The sequence below is a fragment of the Paenarthrobacter sp. 22069 genome, assembly GCF_052046035.1.
Lineage (GTDB): Bacteria > Actinomycetota > Actinomycetes > Actinomycetales > Micrococcaceae > Arthrobacter.
Genome location: NZ_JBQEQF010000007.1, coordinates 1 through 18,593, shown reverse-complemented (window position 1 = coordinate 18,593; position 18,593 = coordinate 1). Strand labels below are relative to the sequence as shown.

Sequence of the window (18,593 nt, the reverse complement as noted above, 5' to 3'; positions counted from 1 at the left end):
ACGGCTGCAGAGGGAAGCAGGCAGGGCAGGGACGATACCGTCCCTGCCCTGCCTGCTGTTGCCGGTAACTTACCGGCGTCCTGCTAGCGCTTCTTTTTCTTGCCGGTCCGCTTCGCTGCGTCCTGTGCAGCTGCCTTGGCGGGGTTTCCTGAACGGCCGGCCCCCTGGCGGGTTTCCACCCGGGTCTGGGTTCCACCGCTCTCACTGGGGGCGGTGTACTGCAGCTGGGCCGGCTTCTCCGGCGCTTCCAGACCGGCGGCGTGAACCTGCGGATCGACATGCTCGGTGTGGCCACCGGAAGCGTCCTGGACGACGACGTCCTGGGCAGGAGTTACTTCCACTTCAAGGTTGAAGAGGAACCCAACACTCTCCTCGCGGATGGCCTCCATCATGCTCTGGAACATGGCGAAGCCTTCACGCTGGTACTCCACCAGCGGATCGCGCTGCGCCATGGCGCGCAGGCCGATGCCTTCCTTGAGGTAGTCCATCTCGTAGAGGTGTTCCTGCCATTTGCGGCCGATAACCGAAAGCACCACACGGCGTTCGAGTTCGCGCATACTTTCGGAGCCAATGGTTTCCTCACGGGCCTGGTACACCAGGCGGGCATCCGAGAGGATCTCCTCCTTGAGCATCTCGACCGTCACCCGGGACTTCCCGCCGGCTTCCTCGATGATCTCTTCGGCTGTCAGGCTGACCGGGTAGAGAGTCTTCAAATTCGCCCACAGCTGGTGGAAGTCCCAGTCGTCGCCGTTGCCTTCTGCGGTTGCGGCGTCGATGAGGGCGGTGATGGTGTCCTCCACGAAGAACTGGACCTTCTCGTGCAGGTCATCGCCCTCGAGGATGCGGCGGCGGTCGCTGTAAATCGCTTCGCGCTGGCGGTTGAGGACGTCGTCGTATTTCAGGACGTTCTTGCGCTGCTCTGCGTTGCGGCCTTCCACCTGTCCCTGGGCGGAGGCGATGGCACGCGACACGAGCTTGGACTCGAGCGCGACGTCGTCCGGGACGGAACTGTTCATCAGCCGTTCGGCAGCCCCGGAATTGAAGAGCCGCATGAGGTCATCGGTGAGGGAGAGGTAGAACCGCGATTCGCCGGGGTCGCCCTGGCGGCCGGAACGGCCACGAAGCTGGTTGTCGATACGCCGGGATTCGTGGCGCTCGGTGCCCAGCACGTAGAGGCCTCCGAGGTCCAGGACTTCCTCGTGTTCGTCCTTCACGGCCTGCTTGGCTGCTTCGAACGCGGCTGGCCAGGCGGCTTCGTACTCTTCGGAGTTCTCCTCCGGGTCAAGCCCGCGCGTGGCGAGTTCTGCCACTGCTGTGAACTCGGCATTGCCGCCCAGCATGATGTCGGTGCCGCGCCCAGCCATGTTAGTGGCTACGGTGACCGCGCCCTTCCGGCCCGCCTGGGCAACGATGGCAGCTTCACGGGCATGGTTCTTGGCGTTCAGGACCTCGTGGCGGACGCCTTCCTTTGCGAGGAGCTTGGAGAGGTACTCACTCTTCTCGACGCTGGTGGTGCCCACGAGGACGGGCTGGCCCTTTTCGTGCCGTTCGGCGATGTCCCGCACGACGGCGTCGAACTTCACGACCTCGTTCTTGAACACGAGGTCCGGCTGGTCGATGCGCTGCATGTCGCGGTTCGTGGGGATGGCCACAACCCCAAGCTTGTACGTGCTCATGAACTCGGCCGCCTCAGTCTCGGCGGTGCCCGTCATGCCGGAAAGCTTGCTGTACATGCGGAAGTAGTTCTGCAGTGTGACGGTGGCCAGGGTCTGGTTCTCCGCTTTGATCTCGACGCCTTCCTTGGCCTCGATCGCCTGGTGCATGCCCTCGTTGTAGCGCCGGCCTGCCAGGATGCGGCCGGTGTGCTCATCGACGATCAGCACTTCACCGTCCAGGATGACGTAGTCCTTGTCCCGCTTGAACAGTTCCTTGGCCTTGATGGCATTGTTCAGGAACCCAATCAGGGGGGTGTTGGCGGACTCATAAAGGTTGGAGATGCCCAGGTAGTCCTCGACCTTTTCGATGCCGGTCTCCAGGACGCCGACGGTGCGCTTCTTCTCGTCGACTTCGTAATCCTTGCCGGATTCCAGCCGCAGGACTACCTTGGCGAACTCGCTGTACCAGCGGTTGGTGTCCCCTTGCGCCGGGCCCGAGATAATCAGCGGCGTCCGGGCTTCATCGATGAGGATGGAGTCCACTTCGTCGACGATGGCGAAGTTGTGGCCGCGCTGGACCAGTTCAGTCCTGTCCCAGGCCATGTTGTCGCGCAGGTAGTCGAACCCGAATTCGTTGTTGGTTCCGTAGGTGATGTCGGCAGCATACTGCTGGCGGCGGACGGCCGGATCCTGGTTGGCGAGGATGACGCCGCTGGTAAGGCCAAGGAAGCGGTAGACCCGGCCCATAAGTTCGGACTGGTATTCGGCGAGGTAGTCGTTGACCGTGACAACGTGGACACCTTTGCCGGTCAGGGCATTGAGGTAGGCGGGAGCAGTCGCCACCAGGGTCTTGCCCTCACCGGTTTTCATTTCAGCGATATTGCCAAGGTGCAGGGCAGCGCCGCCCATCAGCTGGACGTCGAAGTGGCGCAGCCCCAACGTACGGGACGACGCTTCCCGGACGGCGGCAAACGCCTCGGGAAGCAGGTCGTCCAGCTTCTCACCGTCCCGGTGGCGTTCCCGGAGGCGGTCCGTCTCCTCACGGAGCTCAGCGTCGGTAAAGGTCTTAAATGAGTCTTCAAGGGCATTGATGGAATCGGCATAGTTCCGCAGTTGCCGGAGTGTCTTCTTGTCACCCGTACGGAGGATTTTTTCGATAAGTGATGCCACGTGAAGTTGCTCCCAGTTTGATGCCGCCGAATTCTGGCGTGTTCAGTCTACGGGAGAGACACCTTGGCGGTGCCCCTTTTCCCTGAGAGCGATACGCCCTAGAGGCGCAGGAGTTCCTTCGCCAGCCCCGCGGACAAGTCCCCTGCGGGCCCTACCTGCACGTCGGGCAGGCCAAGCCATTGCGCCATCAGGGCCAGCTCTGCAGCGAGTTCGACGGCGGTGTCCGCCGGCGCGTCCGGCTCAGCAAAGGCGGATCTGACCAGCAGCCGGCTGCCAGTCCGGTCCGCTTTGAGGTCCACCCTGGCCACGATGCGGTCACGCAGCAGGAAAGGCAGGACGTAGTAGCCGTAGCGCCGCTTGGCCTCAGGCGTGTAGATCTCGATGCGGTAATGGAAGCCGAACAGTTCCAACAGCCGCCGGCGCTCAAAGACCAGGGAATCGAAGGGGCTCAGGAGTGCACGGCCGGTGGCCTGCCGCGGCAGCGCTGACTCGACATGCCGGAAGACGGGCCGCCCCCAGCCCGCCACGTTGACCGGTTCCAGCCTGCCTTGCTCCACCAGGTGCTCGACAGCTTGTGTGGTTGCTTTGACGGGCGCGCGGAAATAGTCGGCGAAGCAGCGGATGGTGCCGATTCCGTGGGCCTGGGCCGCAGCGTCGGTCAGTCGCCGGAGCGCAGCTGCCGGGTCCACGTCCGCTGTCGGGACAAGCGCGGGCGGGAGGACTTTGGCGGTCAGTGTGTACCTGCGTTCGAACTGCCCGGTCCGTGAAGCCGCCGATACGAGGCCCGCTTCGAAGAGGTGCTCCAGAACCCGCTTGACAGCGTTCCAGTTCCACCCCCAGTTGTCAGTCTGCCTTTCCTCGACGTGCCCGATGCGGTTGGTCAGCTCAGAGGCGGTCATGGGCCTGGACCGGGCAAGGACCTCCAGGATTTTGCCCTCCACCTCGCTGCGCAGCACGGGGTCCAGCCGGGACGCACCCACCCAGGACCGCTTCTGCCATAACAGGAGGTCCTGGTAATGCTCCGGCCGGATGTAGCTTGCTTCGTGCGCCCAGTATTCGAGCATGCGGCGTGGGTGGCTGCCCGCCATGCGCTGCAGGATGTCCCGGTCGTAGTTTCCAAGGCGTGAATAGAAGGGCAGGAAGTGGCTGCGGACCAGGACATTCACGGAGTCGATCTGGACGAGCTGCAGACGGGCAAAAGTCCGGCCCACCGCCCGTGCTGTCACGGGGCCGGTGGGCCGTCCTTTGTGAAGTCCCTGCGCTGCCAGCGCGATCCGCCGTGCCTGGTCAAGGCTCAGCGTTGCCGACAATTCAGTCCTCTCTGGCGGTGGTGAAGTCCACCCTAAGCGTTGGCGGCGGCGTCGTCCGAGCGGTAGGCAAGGACCTTCTCCTCAATGACGGTGTCACCGGGCTCGCATTCGTGGTCGAGGGTGATCACTCCATAGGTCCAGCCGCGCCGGCGGTACACGACGGAGGGCGTGTTGGTCGCTTTGTCCACGAAGAGGTAGAAGTCGTGGCCGACGAGCTCCATGTTGTCCACGGCGTCGTCGAGGGAAAGTGAGGCCGCAGGAAAGACCTTGCGCCGGATAAGGACCGGGGAGTTACCGGCGGGAATGTCGTTTTCGACGTCGTAAGGGGATGTGTCTTTGGGGGCCTGCGCAGTTTCGTCCCGGTGGTTCGCTTCAAGGTACAGCGGTTCGTGGGCGCTGGCGGGCTCAAGCGACGCTGTTGCTTCGCGGACGGCCTTGGGGGTGTGGCGGCCGTGGTGGACCTTCTTGCGGTCCTTGGCCCGGCGGAGCCGCTCAAGCAGTTTGTTGTAGGCGAGGTCAAAGGCGGCAAATTTGTCTGCGGCACTGGCTTCGGCACGAATCACGGGCCCACGGCCCAGTACTGTCACTTCGACGGTCAGCTGGTCGCCGGTTTGCCGGGCATTGGTCTCCTTGGAAACTTTCGCGTCGACCCTCTGGACCTTGTCGCCCAGCGATTCGATCTTTGCGATTTTTTCCCCGGCATATTCGCGGAACCGGTCTGAAACAGTCAGATTTCGTCCGCTGATCATAAACTCCATGGTGCCCTCCAAATGACTTCGGTGACACGACGGCGGCGCTTCCTTGGGCCGGGCTGGCTTGACAGTCGAGCCCCTCTCCGAGCCGCCATCGAAAGGTACATTCTGTTCTTGGTACCCACCACCGACGTTAGTTCATAGCCACCCGTTATTCATCCTTTCCCGGTTTATTTTTTTCTAAGTCATGCGCTGTTCTCTGCGGCCTGGCGGGCGCTGGTGCCTGGTCCTGTGCGTCCGGCGGGCGTGTCGCAGCAAGCACGACGGCGCCCCTCACCCGGGCCCCCGCATGATGGAGTGCGCGGGCTGCTTCGGCGAGGGTGGAACCTGTGGTGAGGACGTCGTCGACGATGAGGCAGGGCCGTCCTACGGCCTTTGACCGGGCGCCTCGCCTGATGCGCATGGACCCCCGGACGCGCTGGGCGCGGGCTCCCCTCCCCAGGCCTTTTTGCCCCGCCGGCGCCCGCTGCCGGGCCTGACCGGTGTTCCCGCCGGCGAACAGGCGGTACCGCCCCGGCGCCTTGCCCAGGACATCAGCTACGTGGAGGCCAGGATGCTGCCGTGCCGCTTCCCTGAGGAGCAGATGGACGGGACTGAACCCCCGCTTGAGATACCCGCCGGTGCTGGTGGGCACCGGGACCAGCAGCAGTTCCTCGTCGCACGGGGCGGCGGCCCTGAGGGCTCCGGCCAGTGCCTTGCCAAGGCATCTGCCGAGCTGGTACTGGCCGTGCCGTTTGAAGGACAGCAGGGCCTGGGCAAGCTCGTCCCGGTACACGCCGGCGGCAACCACGGGCAGCAGAGGCGTACCGGCGATGTCCATCAAGGCAGGGGCGCCGCCCTCAGCGCGGAACGGCCGGCCGGTCAAGTCACGTACCCTGCCGGCGCAGGACGGGCACAAAGTCCGGTCTTCCGCGCCGCAGCACACACAGTCCACGGGAACCGCCAATGCCAGGAGATCTCCTGCTGCACCCGTGAGCCAATCGACGAGTCGAAGGATGGCAGCATCGTGTTCACCCCGGTGCAGTGCTGCCCACGGCGGGGGCGGCTGCAGGTCCGGGTCCAGACCCCGGGTTCGCGGGGGCGTCCCCAGAGGTTTCCGCGGATGTGTTCCGTGGAGTGCACTGTTCATAGTCCCACTGTGCCCGCCGGGGTCCGGCATTCCAGAGTCACGGCGTCCCTATGTGGAAAAGCCGCGTCAACACGCCCCCTGGGTCATGCACCGCCGCTGGGCGCGCCTGACCTTGGTGTCAGCCGGGGAATGCAGGGTCCACGGGACCCTTGATTTGGGGGGACCAGCCGTTGCCGAGCCGCTGGAAGATCCCTTCCCCGGACTGGACGTAGATGTCATCGGCACCATTGCCGGCGCTGATGGACACCAGGCCCGGCCACGGAGCCAGTTGTTGGGGCTGTCCGGAGGTGAGGGACAGCAGTTCGGGCGTGACATTCGAACCGGGTGCCCCCTTCATGGCGGCGACGGTGGTGCCGTTCACCCAGACGCCCTGGTCCGGATCGCCGTCGGCCACCAGGGTGATGGGTGCGGTCAGTTCGCGGGGCGTGCCGTCGCCGGCACGGATAACGCCGCTCACCTGCACCTTGGTTTTTCCGTTCTGCTCGGAAATGACCAGGGCACGAACGCCGTCGCGTGAGATCCGCAGTTCCTTGACGGCGCGGCCGGCAAGCCACGGGGGCGCCAGGGTTACCGACGGGACCGTTGCTCCTTCCGCCACCCCTGTCGGGCGGAACGCCACGACTTCGGTAGCCCCGGTGGCACCCGGCCCGGCCGTCCACACCCAGTCGTTAACGCTGAAGGATGGCCGGCTGAGGGTGCTTCGCGTGGTCAGGGCGCGGGCAGGCTGCCCCGGAGTGATGCTGTACAAGGTGGTGCGGCCGTCGTTGAGGAAGGCCGCTGTCTGCGAGACCGGCGACTCCGCCGGGTAGCGCGGATTGAGCGCGGATACCGGCTGCATGTCCGGCAAGGGCGAGACCCGGTTGTTTTCGTAGCGCACCAATTCGTTGCCGCTGACGGCGATCTGGCGCGAAGGGACCGTCTTGTCGAGCACCGGTGGCAGGACGGAGCCGTTGTCCTCCACCCGGACCAGGTCCTGGTTGGCGCGCAACTCGACATTGACCACGTCGGGCTGGCTCCGGAACGTCAGAGTCAGCTGCATCTGCATCCGAAGGCGGTCCTCTGCCGACGTTTCGGTCAGTTCCTTGGCCGACAGATCCACCTGTGCGGCGCCGGACACTACGGGCACGGACTCGCGGGCCAGCTTGATCCCTGAGGGGAAGGCGCTGGCGACGGCGCCGCGCAGGTAGGGCGCAGGTCCGGCCAGCAGGGCGCTGGTCATTGCTTTGACGGTCTTGTTCTTCAGGAACCAGCGCACGTCCGGGATGGCGTAGGTAAAGGTGGGGTCGTAGAAGTAGATCGGGTAGGCCCCGTAAATCACCTTGAACGTTTCCTCGGCGATGGCCGTTCCGTCAGGGATTCCGGAGATCCGCCACTCGCCGTCCACCTGGGTCACCGTCACGGGAATGCGTTCCACGGTGCCCGGCGGCGACTGCGTGGCGATGCCGTCTGCGTCCACCGTGTAGGAAACATCAAGCTCATAGTTGAAGACGTTTTCGTCGCCGGTGGGCACAACCCGCGCTTCCCGGTACACCAGTGCCCGTTTATCGGGTTTCCAGGAGACGGCCGAAGCCTGGGTCAAGTACTGGCGGGCCACCGCGTAATCGTCCTCGTAGCCGCTGCCTGCCCGGTAGAAGTAGTCGATAATGGTCTCGGGCGACGCACCCGGCTGTGGTGCTGCCGGAAGGAACACAGGCGCACTGACGTTACCGGCGCTGCTCTCGCTGCTCTTTCCCACCGGCCCGGACGTGGGAATCCGGGCACAGCCTGCCAGGAAAACGATCAGCAGGGCAAGCAGCGCCGCGGGATACTGTGCCCGCCGGTTTGCAGGCCTCATGATGTCTCCTCGGGGGCACGTGGCGGGACGGGCCTGGCCCCACCCGTCTGCAGCACCAGCATGTTCTTGTAGTCCTGTTCCCCCGGGACGCTTCCCGGTGCGCCTGGGTTGGTGACGTCCTTGGGTTCGAGCTGAACGGGTGACTCCGTGATCACCGCGTCCTGGCGCAGGGGAAGTGTCAGGCGGAAGTTGGCACCGTCGCCCTTCCTCCCCCAGGCCTGGAGCCAGCCGTGATGCAGCTTGGTGTCCTCCATGGCGATGGAGAGTCCCAGGCCGCTGCCTCCCGTAGTGCGCGCACGGGCGGGGTCGGCGCGCCAGAACCGGTCGAAGACCCGGGCAGCCTGGGCCGGGTCCATTCCGATGCCATGGTCCCGCACGGCGACAGCCACGGCGGTTTCGTTGGCTGCAACCGACACGGTCACGGGCTTGCCCTCACCGTGCTCCACGGCGTTCAGGATAAGGTTCCGCAGGATCCGGTCGATCCGCCGCGCGTCCATTTCCACCACCAGGGCGCCCTGGGGAGGCGTGAAAATGATCTCTGAGCCGTATTCGGCGGCTACCGGCGCAGCGCCTTCGATGACGTGGGCGATTACCTGGAGCAGGTCCTCTGGTTCGGCGTCGAGCACGGCCACGCCGGCATCGAAGCGGCTGATTTCGAGCAGGTCAGACAGGAGGGACTGGAAGCGCTCCACCTGGTTGTACAGCAGTTCAGCTGATCTCTTGTTGATGGGGTCGAAGTCATCGCGGGCGTCATAGAGGACCTCGGCCGCCATGCGCACGGTGGTGAGGGGCGTCCGCAGTTCGTGGGAGACGTCGGAGACAAAGCGCTGCTGCATCTGGGAGAGGGTGGCCAGCTGGGTGATCTGCTCCTGCAGGCTGGCGGCCATGTGGTTGAAGGATGCTCCGAGCCGGGCAACCTCGTCCTCTCCCTTGACCACCATCCTTTCCTGCAGCTGCCCGGCAGCCAGTTTCTCCGAGACCATCGCCGCGTGGCTGACCGGGCTGACCACGTTGCGGGTGACATACCAGGCCACGGCGCCGATCAGGAGGACCAGGACGGCGCCGCCCGCCCAAAGCACGCTTTGGATTTCGTTGAGCGTCTGCTGCGCGGTGTTGAGGTCGTAGATCAGATAGAGCTCATAGACCGTGCCGTTGAAGGTCACCTTGTTGCCCACGGCGATTCCGGGCCGGTCCTCGGTGCCCACAGGTATCACGGTGGACGCCCAGTACTGGTCCTTGCCCGACTCCTGCACGGCCTTCCGCAGGTCAGGTGGGATGACGCTGACGGTCAGCTGGTCGGAGGCACGTGACTCGACCCAGCGGTTGCGGGGCTTTGTCTGGTTGGGCATGGCCTCAAAGACATAGCGCCTCTGGATCACGGAGCCACGGCCTTCCACGGCGCTGAGTGTGTCCGAGACCAGGGTGATGACGCTGGACTGGTCGGTGACCTGGGCGCCGTCGAACGTGTCCTGCACCTGCTTGACGTTGTACCGGGTCTCCGACTCCGCCTGTGTCAGCCGCTCCTGGAACAGGTTGTTGGCGATCTGGTTGGACAGGTATGCGCCCACCACGGCAAACGAGGTCACGGCCAACAACAGGGTGGTGAGGACGGTCCGGAACTGAAGGGATCGCCGCCAGCGCTTTTGCAGGGCACGGCCGAGGTATTTCAGTCCGGGGAGAAAACGGCTGACGCCGGTCCGGACCAGCCTGGCGACGCGCAGTGCAACGATCAGGCCGCGCCGCTGCCAGATGCGTGCCCGGAAAGCCACGTAGCGGAGGCCGGGAGCGGGAACGGTCTCCGGTCCGGCTCCGTTGTCTCCGGAGCCGTTGCTGACGCTTCCGTCCTGCTTAGCTCCGGCGTCCGCGGGCAGGAGGGGCGTGGTGCCGCGCTGGTCCGGTTCCCCGTCCTGCGCGGCGGGGTCAGACCCCTGCTTTATAGCCGACACCACGCACCGTCAATACAACTTCCGGGGCTTCCGGGTCCTGCTCGATCTTGGACCGCAGTCGCTGGACATGGACGTTGACCAGCCGGGTGTCAGCGGCGTGCCGGTAGCCCCAGACCTGTTCCAGGAGCAGTTCACGCGTGAAGACCTGCCATGGTTTCCGGGCCAGCGCCACCAGGAGGTCGAATTCCAGCGGCGTCAGGGAAATCCGCTCATTGCCCCTGCTGACCGTATGGCCGGCGACGTCGATGGTGATGTCAGCGATCCGGAGGGTTTCGGGGGCCTTCTGGTCACCGGGACGAAGCCGGGCCCGGACGCGGGCCACGAGTTCGGCAGGCTTGAAGGGTTTCGGCACGTAGTCGTCGGCGCCGGATTCCAGGCCGCGGACGACGTCGGAGGTGTCCGATTTGGCGGTCAGCATGACAATGGGAACGTCGGATTCGCCGCGGATCTGGCGGCATACTTCGATGCCGTCCATCCCTGGAAGCATGAGGTCGAGCAGGACAAGGTCCGGCCGTGATGACCGGAAAACGTCGAGGGCCTGGGCGCCGTCGGCGCAGAAGACCGGCTCGAAGCCGTCATTACGGAGGACAATCCCAATCATCTCGGCCAGCGCTTCATCATCATCTACCACCAGAATGCGTGCCTTCATAGCTATATATTCCCTTATCGGGATGCGTTTGTCCTGTTGAACGGCCTCCGGCATGGCGGGGCACTAGGCCGTCCGGCGACGGAACTATAGTCTTGGGCTCATGCGCTGCTCTGCCGCTGCCCGCCTTTTTACGGGCGCCCCGGGGCAGGCGGACTGCTATGGGGGGGAGGAATCAGTGTCAGCACAGGAGCCGGGGCCCGGTGAGCCCTTGCAGGGGCGGCCGGGCAACGGGCAGGACGACGGCGGCCCGGCCGATGGGGGTACGCACGGCCAGGTGCCATCACCGGAGCAGCCGTGGGCTTCGCCGTCAGGAGCGCCTTCCGATTCCTGGCCACAGGGACCCACTTGGCAACAGCAAACTTCCTGGGACCAGGCGGCCTCGTGGGAACGGCGGCCGCCGCAGGCATCACAGTGGCAGCAGATGCCCGGGCAGGGTGGAAACGGGAACCCTGGAGATCCCGGCGCACAATACCCCGGACCCCAATACCCGGGACCCCAGTACCCTGGCAGCCAGTCCCCCGGAGCCCCATACCCCGGTCCATTTACTTTTGCCGGCCCGGCCTTCGGCGGCCAGGCGTACGGCGAACAAGGGTTCCGGGGCCCGGGACAATTTGGGAACCCCCGCTACGCAGCGCCTCCCAAGCCGGGCATCATCCCCTTGCGGCCCCTGATGTTCGGCGAGGTCCTGGACGGCTCGTTCCAGGCAATCAGGCGCAACGCCAAGGCCATGCTCGGCGCCGGCCTCCTGGCCCAGTCCCTGTCGGCGATTCTCGCAGCAGTGTTTGCAGGAATGACAGCAACGTCGGCCGGCTCCATCGAAGCCTGGGCGGCACGGGCCAGCCGCGCCGACATCGCGGCCGCGGGGATGGGTCTGACGGCAGTGGCCGTCGTGGTATCCATCCTCTCCGTCTTTGTTTCTGCTGTCCTCCAAGGCGCCATGGTGGTACCCGTTGCCCGCTCGGTCCTGAACCGTCCCACCGGCTTCCGGCGGATGCTGTCGCTGGTACGCCCAAGGATCGGTGCGCTGCTCAGGCTGGCGGCACTGTTGGTGGCGGCTGCCCTGGCCGCGGTGGTGCTCTTCGTCGCGTTGGTCGTGCTCCTGTTCTCCAGCGTCCGCGGGACAGCCGCCCTGCTGTCCATCCCCCTGATGCTGGGCTTCGGCGCCGGATTCGCCTGGGTGGCGGTCAAGTTCATGGTGGCACCTGCCGCCGTCGTCATCGAAGAACTCGGAGCCCTCGCCGGGCTGAGGCGCTCGTGGGAGCTGACCCGGGCCAACTGGTGGCGGATCCTCGGCATCGCCCTGGTGGTGGGGATCCTGGTGGCCGTCGCTACCCAAGTGGTGCTGATCCCGGCGGGCATGCTGCCCGCCGTCCTGTCAGGCGTTATCTCTCCCCACGGCGGCAGTGGACAACAGGCTTCCCTCGCCGTGGCTACCGGCATCATCAAAGCGGTGCTCGGGGCATTGGTGGGCGCGGTGGGCTACGCCTTCCAGACCTCCGTTATGGCACTGCTCTACATGGACCTCAGGATGCGCCAGGACGGACTGGATATCGCGCTGCTGCGACAGCTCGAAACCGGTTCCGACCCTGATGGCATCCCGGGCCGCGGCCTCCGCCCGGGCGGTACGCTGCCCTACCCTGGATACGGACCCGGCCCGGGGGCATCGCCCTATGGCCGCTGAGCCTCCGCTGCTTCCCGGCGCCGGGGAAGCCCGGCGCTGGGCGGCGGAGGAGCTTGCCAAACCCGAATACCGCGAGAATGCCCCCTCCTGGCTTGCCACCCTCTGGCGTAACTTCCTGGACTGGCTGCAATCCTTGGATGGCCCCAGCGGCGACGCCGCACCTGTGCCCAGCCCGGTCATCGCCCTCGTGATTGCGGTGATCATCGCCGCCGCAGTCATCCTCGCCCGACCCCGGCTGAACGCCCGCCGCCGCCAGGCCCGGGAGGTCTTCGAGCACGAGCCCACCCTCGGCGCCGCCGACTACCGCAGCCGCGCGGAAGCGGCGGCTGCGGCCGGAAAGTGGGGGCACGCCGTCGTCGAACGTTTCCGTGCCATTGTCCGCAGCGCAGAGGACCGCGCCATCCTTGATCCCCAGCCGGGCCGGACGGCGGACGAAGCGGCCAAGGCATTGTCCCTGCACTTCAGCGCCCAGGCTCCGCGCCTGGCAGGCGCAGCGGCCACCTTTGATGCCATCCGCTACGGGAACAAGGCAGCAGGCAGCGCCGGCTACCGGGAAATGGTGGACCTTGATACGGCGCTGGAGGAGGCAAAGCCCGCCCCTGCCGACAGCGCGGTGCTGCTCCCATGACGGCCGGCGGGCGCGCAGTCGCTGAACATCACGGAGCCACCGGGGTTGGACGAGCGCCGGGCCCCGGCAGAACGCTGGCCGCAGCCATCCTGGGCTGGTTGAACCTGCACCGCGGCGCGGCCGCAGCGGCAGTGGTGGTGGCCGCCGCGCTGGCACTGGTCATCGGTACCCAACTTGCTCCCAAGGGCGACACCGTTCCCCTCTCAATCCACAATGCCGGACCGGAAGGAGCCAGGGCACTGGCCGAAATCCTGGGCCGGCATGGGGTTTCCGTCCAGGCGCCGGAACGCTTCGACGCGGCATTGGATGACCTTCGCTCCAGTGACTCCCCCACCCTCCTCCTCTACGACCGGAACGGCATCCTGGCTGAACCGCAGTTGGCAAGCCTGCTGGCAGCGGCCGAACGCGTTGTGGTGGTCTCCCCCAGGATGGAGACCCTCGCAGCACTTGACGGCGGCATCCGCCAGGCGGGCGTGGTTCCCGATGCGCATCCCGTCCTGGAAGCCGGATGCGCCCTGCCGGATGCGGAAGCCGCCGGCCAAGTCAGCGGAGAAGGAGCGTTCGTGTACGACGGCGGCACCACCTGCTTCCGGGCGGCAGGGACCGCCGGGATGCTTGCCGTCAGCAACGGCGGTCGTTTGGCGGTGCTGGGCAGCACGACGATCCTCAGCAACGGCGGGCTGGACGAACTGGGCAACGCAGCCCTCGCAACCAGGATGCTGGGAACCTCGAAGGACCTCGTTTGGTACCTCCCCTCGCTTCAGGACGTCACGGTCAATGGGCCCGGGAAAACCCTTGACGACCTCGCCCCCGCCTGGGCCCGCTTCCTGGGGCCCTGGCTGTTGGTGGTGGCGCTGGCGGCAGTCGTGTGGCGCGGCCGCCGTCACGGGCCGCTGGTTTTCGAGCCGTTGCCGGTGGTGGTCAAGGCGGTGGAAACCGCGGAAGGACGCGCCCGGCTCTACCAGGACTCCCGGGCCATCAGCCAGGCAAGGGACAATCTGCGGGCCGGCCTGCTGGTGCGGCTCGCCGGCAAACTCCGGCTCGGCACCGGCGCCAGCTCGGAGGACACCATTACCGCGGCCGCCCGGTTGCTGGGCAGGGACCCCAGGGAGGTCCGGGTGATTATCAACGAACATCCCACGTCAGAAGCAGCGTTGGTGGCCTGGTCCCAGGCCATCGACAAACTGGAGAAAGAGGTCATGACCCGATGAGTGAACAAGGCAGGGGCCCGGGGGTCCTGAATTCGGTAGACCCCAAGGGCCCTCTCGACGACGGCGCGCGGCAGGCGCTCCTTGCTGTCCGGCGGGAAGTGGCCAAGGCAGTGGTGGGACAGGACGCCACCGTCACCGGCCTCCTGATTGCCCTGCTCTCGCAGGGGCACGTCCTGCTCGAGGGAGTGCCCGGCGTAGCCAAGACCCTGCTGGTCCGCGCACTGTCCGCGGCGTTGAGCCTGGAAACCAAACGGGTGCAGTTCACGCCCGACCTCATGCCGGGCGACGTCACCGGTTCGCTGGTGTACGACTCGCGCACCTCCGAATTCAGCTTCCGGGAGGGGCCTGTCTTCACCAACCTGCTGTTGGCCGATGAGATCAACCGGACCCCGCCAAAGACGCAGGCATCGCTCCTCGAGGCCATGGAGGAGCGCCAGGTGTCCGTTGATGGCGTGTCCCGGCGGCTGCCCGCGCCCTTCCTGGTGGCAGCCACCCAGAATCCGGTGGAGTATGAGGGGACCTATCCCCTGCCCGAAGCGCAGCTGGACCGCTTCCTGCTCAAGCTCACCATGCCGCTGCCGGCACGCGGGGAAGAAATAGAAGTCATCCGCCGCCACGCCGCCGGGTTCGATCCCCGCGACCTGTCGGCAGCGGGTGTCCGGGCAGTGGCCGGGTCGCAGGACCTGGAACGGGCACGTGATGCTGTGACCCGTGTGGCAGTGGAACCGGAAATCATCGGCTACATTGTTGACCTGGTGCGCGCCACCCGGGCGGCCCCTTCCTTCCAGCTCGGCGTCTCGCCCCGCGGCGCCACCGCCCTGCTCAACACGTCACGGGCCTGGGCGTGGCTCTCCGACCGTCCATTCGTGACCCCCGACGACGTCAAGGCGCTGGCGCTGCCCTGCCTGCGGCACCGGGTGGCGTTGCAGCCCGAAGCGCAAATGGATGGAGTCCGGGTGGACGACGTCCTGGGCAGCATCCTCGCCTCCGTCCCCGTTCCGCGCTGATGGCCATCTCGGGGCGCTTCGTGGCCCTGGTGCTGCTGGGCCTGGTGCCCGTGCTGCTGTTCCCGGGATGGCTGACCATGCTGGCCACGGCCGCCCTGCTCACTGCGCTGCTGGTCGCCGAGCTGGTGTTCGCCGCGTCCCTTCGACAGGTCGGTGTGGTGCGGGCGGAGCCCGAGAACGTAACGCTCAACAATGCGGCGGATGCCGTGCTGACCATCCGCAACGGCGGACGCAGGATGCTGCGGGGGTCTTTCCGTGACGGCTGGCAGCCCTCTGCCGGCGCACAGGATCCCGTTCAGGACATCACCGTCCCCGCCGGCGAAGGCAGGCGGTTTACGGTGCGGCTCCGGCCCACCCGCCGCGGCGACCTCAAAACACCGCACGTGACCCTTCGCTCCTTCGGCCCGCTGGGCCTGGCGGCCCGCCAGCGGACCATCCCGTGCCAAGGCTCGGTGCGGGTGCTTCCGCCGTTCCGGTCGCGGCGGCATTTGCCCTCGAAACTGCGGAAGCTGCGTGAACTCGACGGGAAGGCGGCAGTGCAGATCCGCGGTGCCGGCACAGAGTTCGACTCGCTGCGGGACTATGTCCGCGGCGACGACGTCCGCTCCATCGACTGGCGCGCCACAGCCCGTCGTTCCGCCGTGGTGGTCCGGACCTGGCGCCCTGAACGGGACCGGCGGGTGGTGATGGTCCTTGATACGTCCCGAACGTCCGCTGCAAGGATCGGCGACGAAACGCGCCTTGACACCGGGATCGAGGCCGCACTTCTCCTGGGTGTCCTGGCCGAGCGCGGCGGCGACCGGGTGGACTTCCTGGCCTTCGACCGAAGGACCAGGGCGCGGGCCCGCTCCGCCGGCCAGGGCAACATCCTGGGCCGGCTGGTCCAGGCCATGGCGCCCCTTGACGCCGAACTGATCGAGATGGACTGGCCCGCGGTCCCGGGGCAGGTCCGCGCCGTATCCGCCCACCGGTCCCTCGTAGTGCTGTTGACATCGCTGGACAGCGGCGCACCGGAGGAAGGGCTGCTTCCGGTTGCCGAGCGGCTTGCTACCGGGCACGTGGTGGTGGTGGCCGCCGTCCGTGACCCCCAGCTGGGTGCAATGCTGCGGGAACGCAATGATGCCACCGGGGTGTACCGTGCCGCCGCAGCCGAACGCGCCCTCCTGCAGCGCGCAGCGGTTACCGCCGAGCTGCGCCGCTATGGAGTGGAAGTGGTGGACGCCGAGCCACGTGAGCTGCCTCCACGGCTGGCGGACATGTACATCCGACTCAAGGCTGCCGGTAGATTGTGAATCCGGAGGCAAGCAGCGCCGCCCGCAGGCAACAGGAGGCCCATTCCAATGAACGTCCCGATCTACCAGCAGGCCCTGGGCAGTGCGTACTCCCGGCTGCAGCCCGGGCTCCAGGAGTACTTCTCGCTGGTGCCGGGCTCCGGACAGTACGGCGTGGGGGAAGGCACGTTCGACGTCGTGGGGTGCCGCCAGCGGTGGCTGCGCCCGCTGCTGAGGCTCGCCGGAGGCGAGGAGGCTTTCTTCCCTGAGTATGGCGAAAACATCCCGTTCCGGATCGAGAACCACGCGCACCAGGATCCTTTCGGCCGTTCCAGCCTGACCGCCCGGCGGGAAATCCGGTTTCCCGGGCGTACCCGGCTCTTCCAGGACACCACCAGCGTCACGGCGCGGAAGGGGGCGCCGCAGTTGGTTGACTACGTCGGCAGGTACCGGCGTCTGGTGACAGACCTCAATCTGGGCGTGACGGCGGAGGGACGGCTCCGCGGAGTATCGGAGGCGTCCCGGCTCTTCCTGGGCCCCCTTCGGATACCGCTGCCGGCCGCACTGGACGCCAAGGCCTACGCCGAACAGTGGTGGGATCCGGCTGAGGGCAGCAACGGCCGGCACCGTATTCAGGTGAAGGTCATCCAGCCGCAGATTGGCCTGGTGCTGGTCTACGCCGGAGCCTTCGATTACCGATTGCGCCCATACACCGGCGGCAGTTCCGCCCAGAGCTACCTGCCCCGCTACGCCCAGCCGGAGCGCTGGGAGAACAGGGTGTGACGCCTAGCCCAGCGCCAGCTGGTTCAGGCCGTCCGCCACCTGCGTGAGCCTGCCCAGGACGGCGGTGGCCTGCGCCGGCGTGCGCCCGGCGAGTCCGCCTGAGGGCGTCAGCCGGATGGCGCCGAGCAGCGACGCCGGCAGGCCCAGCTGGTGCCAGGGGCGCCACACGGTTTCCACGCAGTCAGCCACCTTCGGCAACGGAGTTCCGGACGAAACGTCCAGGGCGCCGGCCCAGAACTGCTTTCCTGCCTCGACGGCCCCTGCCAGCTGCTCCCATTGCCGGTTCGTCAGTGCCTTCAGCGGCAGCGCAACGCCGTCGGCGCCGGCGGCCAGTGCCAGCTCGATCGGGGCCTCGATCTCGGGGAAAGTGAGCACAACCTCGGCGGCACCGGCTGCGCGCAGGGCCTCGAGGACCAACCGCCACGACTCGCGGGCTTCCGAAGTGGCCACGGCGCGAAGAGTGCGGTATCCGCTGGCGGTGGGAATGGTTCCGGCCAACACGGCTGCAACGTCAGGCTCGTCCACCTGCACCACGAGGCGGGTGCCCGGAACGGCGGCCGCCACCCGGCGGAGATAGCCACCCACGCCGGCGGCGAGCGAGGCGGCCAGGTCCCGGCGCGCGCCGTGGTCCAGCAGGGCCCGTTCACCATTGTGCAGGTGCATCCCGGCGGCCAGGCTGAGCGGGCCCACCAACTGCACTTTCAGGTCCGTGGCGGAGACATCTTCGGCACCCGCCACGTCGGCGAGAACATTCAGGTCGGTGGACAACGCCGACGCTGCACGGCGCATGTCCTTGCCTGGCCGGTCGACGAGCCGCCATCCGTAGGGCTGGACGTCTACCGCCAGTTCCTCGAGGAGCACAGCGGTACGTCCAAGAGCATCGGAGCCGACGCCCCGGTCCGGCAGTTCGGCGAGGAACGGCAGGTGCGGACTGCCAAGTTCACCGCGGATGATGCGGGCGGCCTCCAGCGGGTCTTCACCCGGCCAAGGACCCAGCCCGGTTGCGGTGACCTCCTGGGCTGAGGCTGCCGTGGAAGGGCCTGCTTCGGCGGCAGACGAAGCGGCCGGATCCGTCCCTGGACCCCGGTGGTACTGTTCCCGGCTCACGCCAGCGCGGAGGTCTGCGGCTGCTGCCCCGAGGATGCCTGGTGGTCCTCCGCGATGGCCTCGTGGTGGCGGATCACCTCGCCGATGATGAAGTTGAGGAACTTCTCAGCGAAGGCGGGGTCGAGATGGGCGTCCTCGGCGAGCCGGCGCAGCCGCGCGATCTGGGCTGCCTCACGGCCGGGGTCGCCGGCGGGAAGGCGGTGCGTTGCCTTCAGGAAACCCACTTTCTGCGTGGCCTTGAAACGTTCGGCAAGGAGGTACACCAGGGTGGCATCGATGTTGTCAATGCTGGAGCGGATGGACAGCAGTTCAGCCATCACCGAATCGTCCACGTGGCCTGCCAGGGAGCTGGCGGAGGGGTCGAAATCGTCGGAGCCAGGAGAGCTGGGGTTGTGCTGCGTCATGGCTCCAGTCTATGGGAGCCGGAGGAATGACCGCGGGTGTGAAGCGCCGGTGCCGG

Annotated in this window: 15 protein-coding genes; 6 read left to right on the top strand and 9 right to left on the bottom strand. The window is 66.8% G+C overall.

Annotated elements, in window-relative coordinates; genetic code table 11:
* Positions 1-83 precede the first annotated feature (83 nt).
* The 7 genes from secA to mtrA form a co-directional block, all read right to left on the bottom strand.
* Positions 84-2,825, bottom strand: a complete 2,742-nt coding sequence (secA, locus tag ACTJK0_RS07185) for a preprotein translocase subunit SecA (protein WP_440744137.1) — start codon at positions 2,823-2,825, stop codon at positions 84-86.
* 98 nt (positions 2,826-2,923) lie between these two features.
* Positions 2,924-4,135, bottom strand: a complete 1,212-nt coding sequence (locus ACTJK0_RS07180; protein WP_440744138.1) for a winged helix-turn-helix domain-containing protein — start codon at positions 4,133-4,135, stop codon at positions 2,924-2,926.
* 32 nt (positions 4,136-4,167) lie between these two features.
* Positions 4,168-4,893, bottom strand: coding sequence for a ribosome hibernation-promoting factor, HPF/YfiA family (gene hpf / locus ACTJK0_RS07175; RefSeq protein WP_110541128.1), 726 nt, complete (start codon positions 4,891-4,893; stop codon positions 4,168-4,170).
* A gap of 145 nt (positions 4,894-5,038) precedes the next feature.
* Positions 5,039-6,016, bottom strand: coding sequence for a ComF family protein (locus tag ACTJK0_RS07170; RefSeq protein WP_440744139.1), 978 nt, complete (start codon positions 6,014-6,016; stop codon positions 5,039-5,041).
* Between the two features lie 118 nt (positions 6,017-6,134).
* Positions 6,135-7,850, bottom strand: coding sequence for an LpqB family beta-propeller domain-containing protein (locus ACTJK0_RS07165; protein ID WP_110541130.1), 1,716 nt, complete (start codon positions 7,848-7,850; stop codon positions 6,135-6,137).
* On the bottom strand, positions 7,847-9,619 hold the full coding sequence (gene mtrB, locus ACTJK0_RS07160) for an MtrAB system histidine kinase MtrB (RefSeq protein ID WP_440744148.1): 1,773 nt from the start codon (positions 9,617-9,619) through the stop codon (positions 7,847-7,849). The genes ACTJK0_RS07165 and mtrB overlap by 4 nt, the downstream gene beginning before the upstream one ends.
* Before the next feature lie 151 nt (positions 9,620-9,770).
* Positions 9,771-10,445, bottom strand: a complete 675-nt coding sequence (mtrA, locus tag ACTJK0_RS07155) for an MtrAB system response regulator MtrA (RefSeq protein WP_018768515.1) — start codon at positions 10,443-10,445, stop codon at positions 9,771-9,773.
* A 658-nt stretch (positions 10,446-11,103) separates the two neighbouring features.
* Between mtrA and ACTJK0_RS07150 the strand changes: the two genes are divergently transcribed.
* The 6 genes from ACTJK0_RS07150 to ACTJK0_RS07125 are packed head-to-tail and all read left to right on the top strand — an operon-like array spanning position 11,104 to position 17,026.
* Positions 11,104-12,126 (top strand): DUF7847 domain-containing protein, encoded by a 1,023-nt coding sequence (locus tag ACTJK0_RS07150; protein ID WP_440744140.1) that lies wholly within the window; start codon positions 11,104-11,106, stop codon positions 12,124-12,126.
* Entirely contained in the window at positions 12,116-12,754 is a 639-nt protein-coding gene (locus ACTJK0_RS07145) for a DUF4129 domain-containing protein (protein ID WP_440744141.1), read from the top strand. The genes ACTJK0_RS07150 and ACTJK0_RS07145 overlap by 11 nt, the downstream gene beginning before the upstream one ends.
* Positions 12,751-13,965, top strand: a complete 1,215-nt coding sequence (locus tag ACTJK0_RS07140) for a DUF4350 domain-containing protein (RefSeq protein WP_440744142.1) — start codon at positions 12,751-12,753, stop codon at positions 13,963-13,965. The genes ACTJK0_RS07145 and ACTJK0_RS07140 overlap by 4 nt, the downstream gene beginning before the upstream one ends.
* Positions 13,962-14,972, top strand: a complete 1,011-nt coding sequence (locus tag ACTJK0_RS07135; RefSeq protein ID WP_440744143.1) for an AAA family ATPase — start codon at positions 13,962-13,964, stop codon at positions 14,970-14,972. Before ACTJK0_RS07140 ends, ACTJK0_RS07135 begins: the two co-directional genes overlap by 4 nt.
* A complete protein-coding gene (locus ACTJK0_RS07130) occupies positions 14,972-16,264 on the top strand; it encodes a DUF58 domain-containing protein (protein WP_440744144.1) in 1,293 nt (430 codons plus the stop codon). Before ACTJK0_RS07135 ends, ACTJK0_RS07130 begins: the two co-directional genes overlap by 1 nt.
* Positions 16,265-16,312: 48 nt before the next feature.
* On the top strand, positions 16,313-17,026 hold the full coding sequence (locus ACTJK0_RS07125) for a DUF4166 domain-containing protein (RefSeq protein WP_440744145.1): 714 nt from the start codon (positions 16,313-16,315) through the stop codon (positions 17,024-17,026).
* 3 nt (positions 17,027-17,029) lie between these two features.
* Here ACTJK0_RS07125 and ACTJK0_RS07120 read toward each other — a convergent pair whose 3' ends face one another.
* Together ACTJK0_RS07120 and ACTJK0_RS07115 are read right to left on the bottom strand one after the other, a co-directional pair.
* Positions 17,030-18,022 carry a hypothetical protein gene (locus ACTJK0_RS07120; protein WP_440744149.1) on the bottom strand — a complete coding sequence of 331 codons (993 nt, stop codon included), beginning with the start codon at positions 18,020-18,022 and terminating at the stop codon, positions 17,030-17,032.
* 107 nt (positions 18,023-18,129) lie between these two features.
* Complete coding sequence (locus ACTJK0_RS07115; protein ID WP_043450675.1) at positions 18,130-18,537, bottom strand: chorismate mutase; 408 nt, start codon at positions 18,535-18,537, stop codon at positions 18,130-18,132.
* Positions 18,538-18,593: the final 56 nt, after the last annotated feature.

Bases quoted from the DNA above. Each gene is read 5' to 3' on its own strand.
- ACTJK0_RS07135 (WP_440744143.1), top strand. From the start codon at position 13,962: ATGAGTGAACAAGGCAGGGGCCCGGGGGTCCTGAATTCGGTAGACCCC.
- ACTJK0_RS07165 (WP_110541130.1), bottom strand. From the start codon at position 7,850: ATGAGGCCTGCAAACCGGCGGGCACAGTATCCCGCGGCGCTGCTTGCC.
- ACTJK0_RS07140 (WP_440744142.1), top strand. From the start codon at position 12,751: ATGACGGCCGGCGGGCGCGCAGTCGCTGAACATCACGGAGCCACCGGG.
- ACTJK0_RS07115 (WP_043450675.1), bottom strand. From the start codon at position 18,537: ATGACGCAGCACAACCCCAGCTCTCCTGGCTCCGACGATTTCGACCCC.
- ACTJK0_RS07170 (WP_440744139.1), bottom strand. From the start codon at position 6,016: ATGAACAGTGCACTCCACGGAACACATCCGCGGAAACCTCTGGGGACG.
- mtrA (WP_018768515.1), bottom strand. From the start codon at position 10,445: ATGAAGGCACGCATTCTGGTGGTAGATGATGATGAAGCGCTGGCCGAG.
- ACTJK0_RS07130 (WP_440744144.1), top strand. From the start codon at position 14,972: ATGGCCATCTCGGGGCGCTTCGTGGCCCTGGTGCTGCTGGGCCTGGTG.
- ACTJK0_RS07125 (WP_440744145.1), top strand. From the start codon at position 16,313: ATGAACGTCCCGATCTACCAGCAGGCCCTGGGCAGTGCGTACTCCCGG.
- ACTJK0_RS07145 (WP_440744141.1), top strand. From the start codon at position 12,116: ATGGCCGCTGAGCCTCCGCTGCTTCCCGGCGCCGGGGAAGCCCGGCGC.
- hpf (WP_110541128.1), bottom strand. From the start codon at position 4,893: ATGGAGTTTATGATCAGCGGACGAAATCTGACTGTTTCAGACCGGTTC.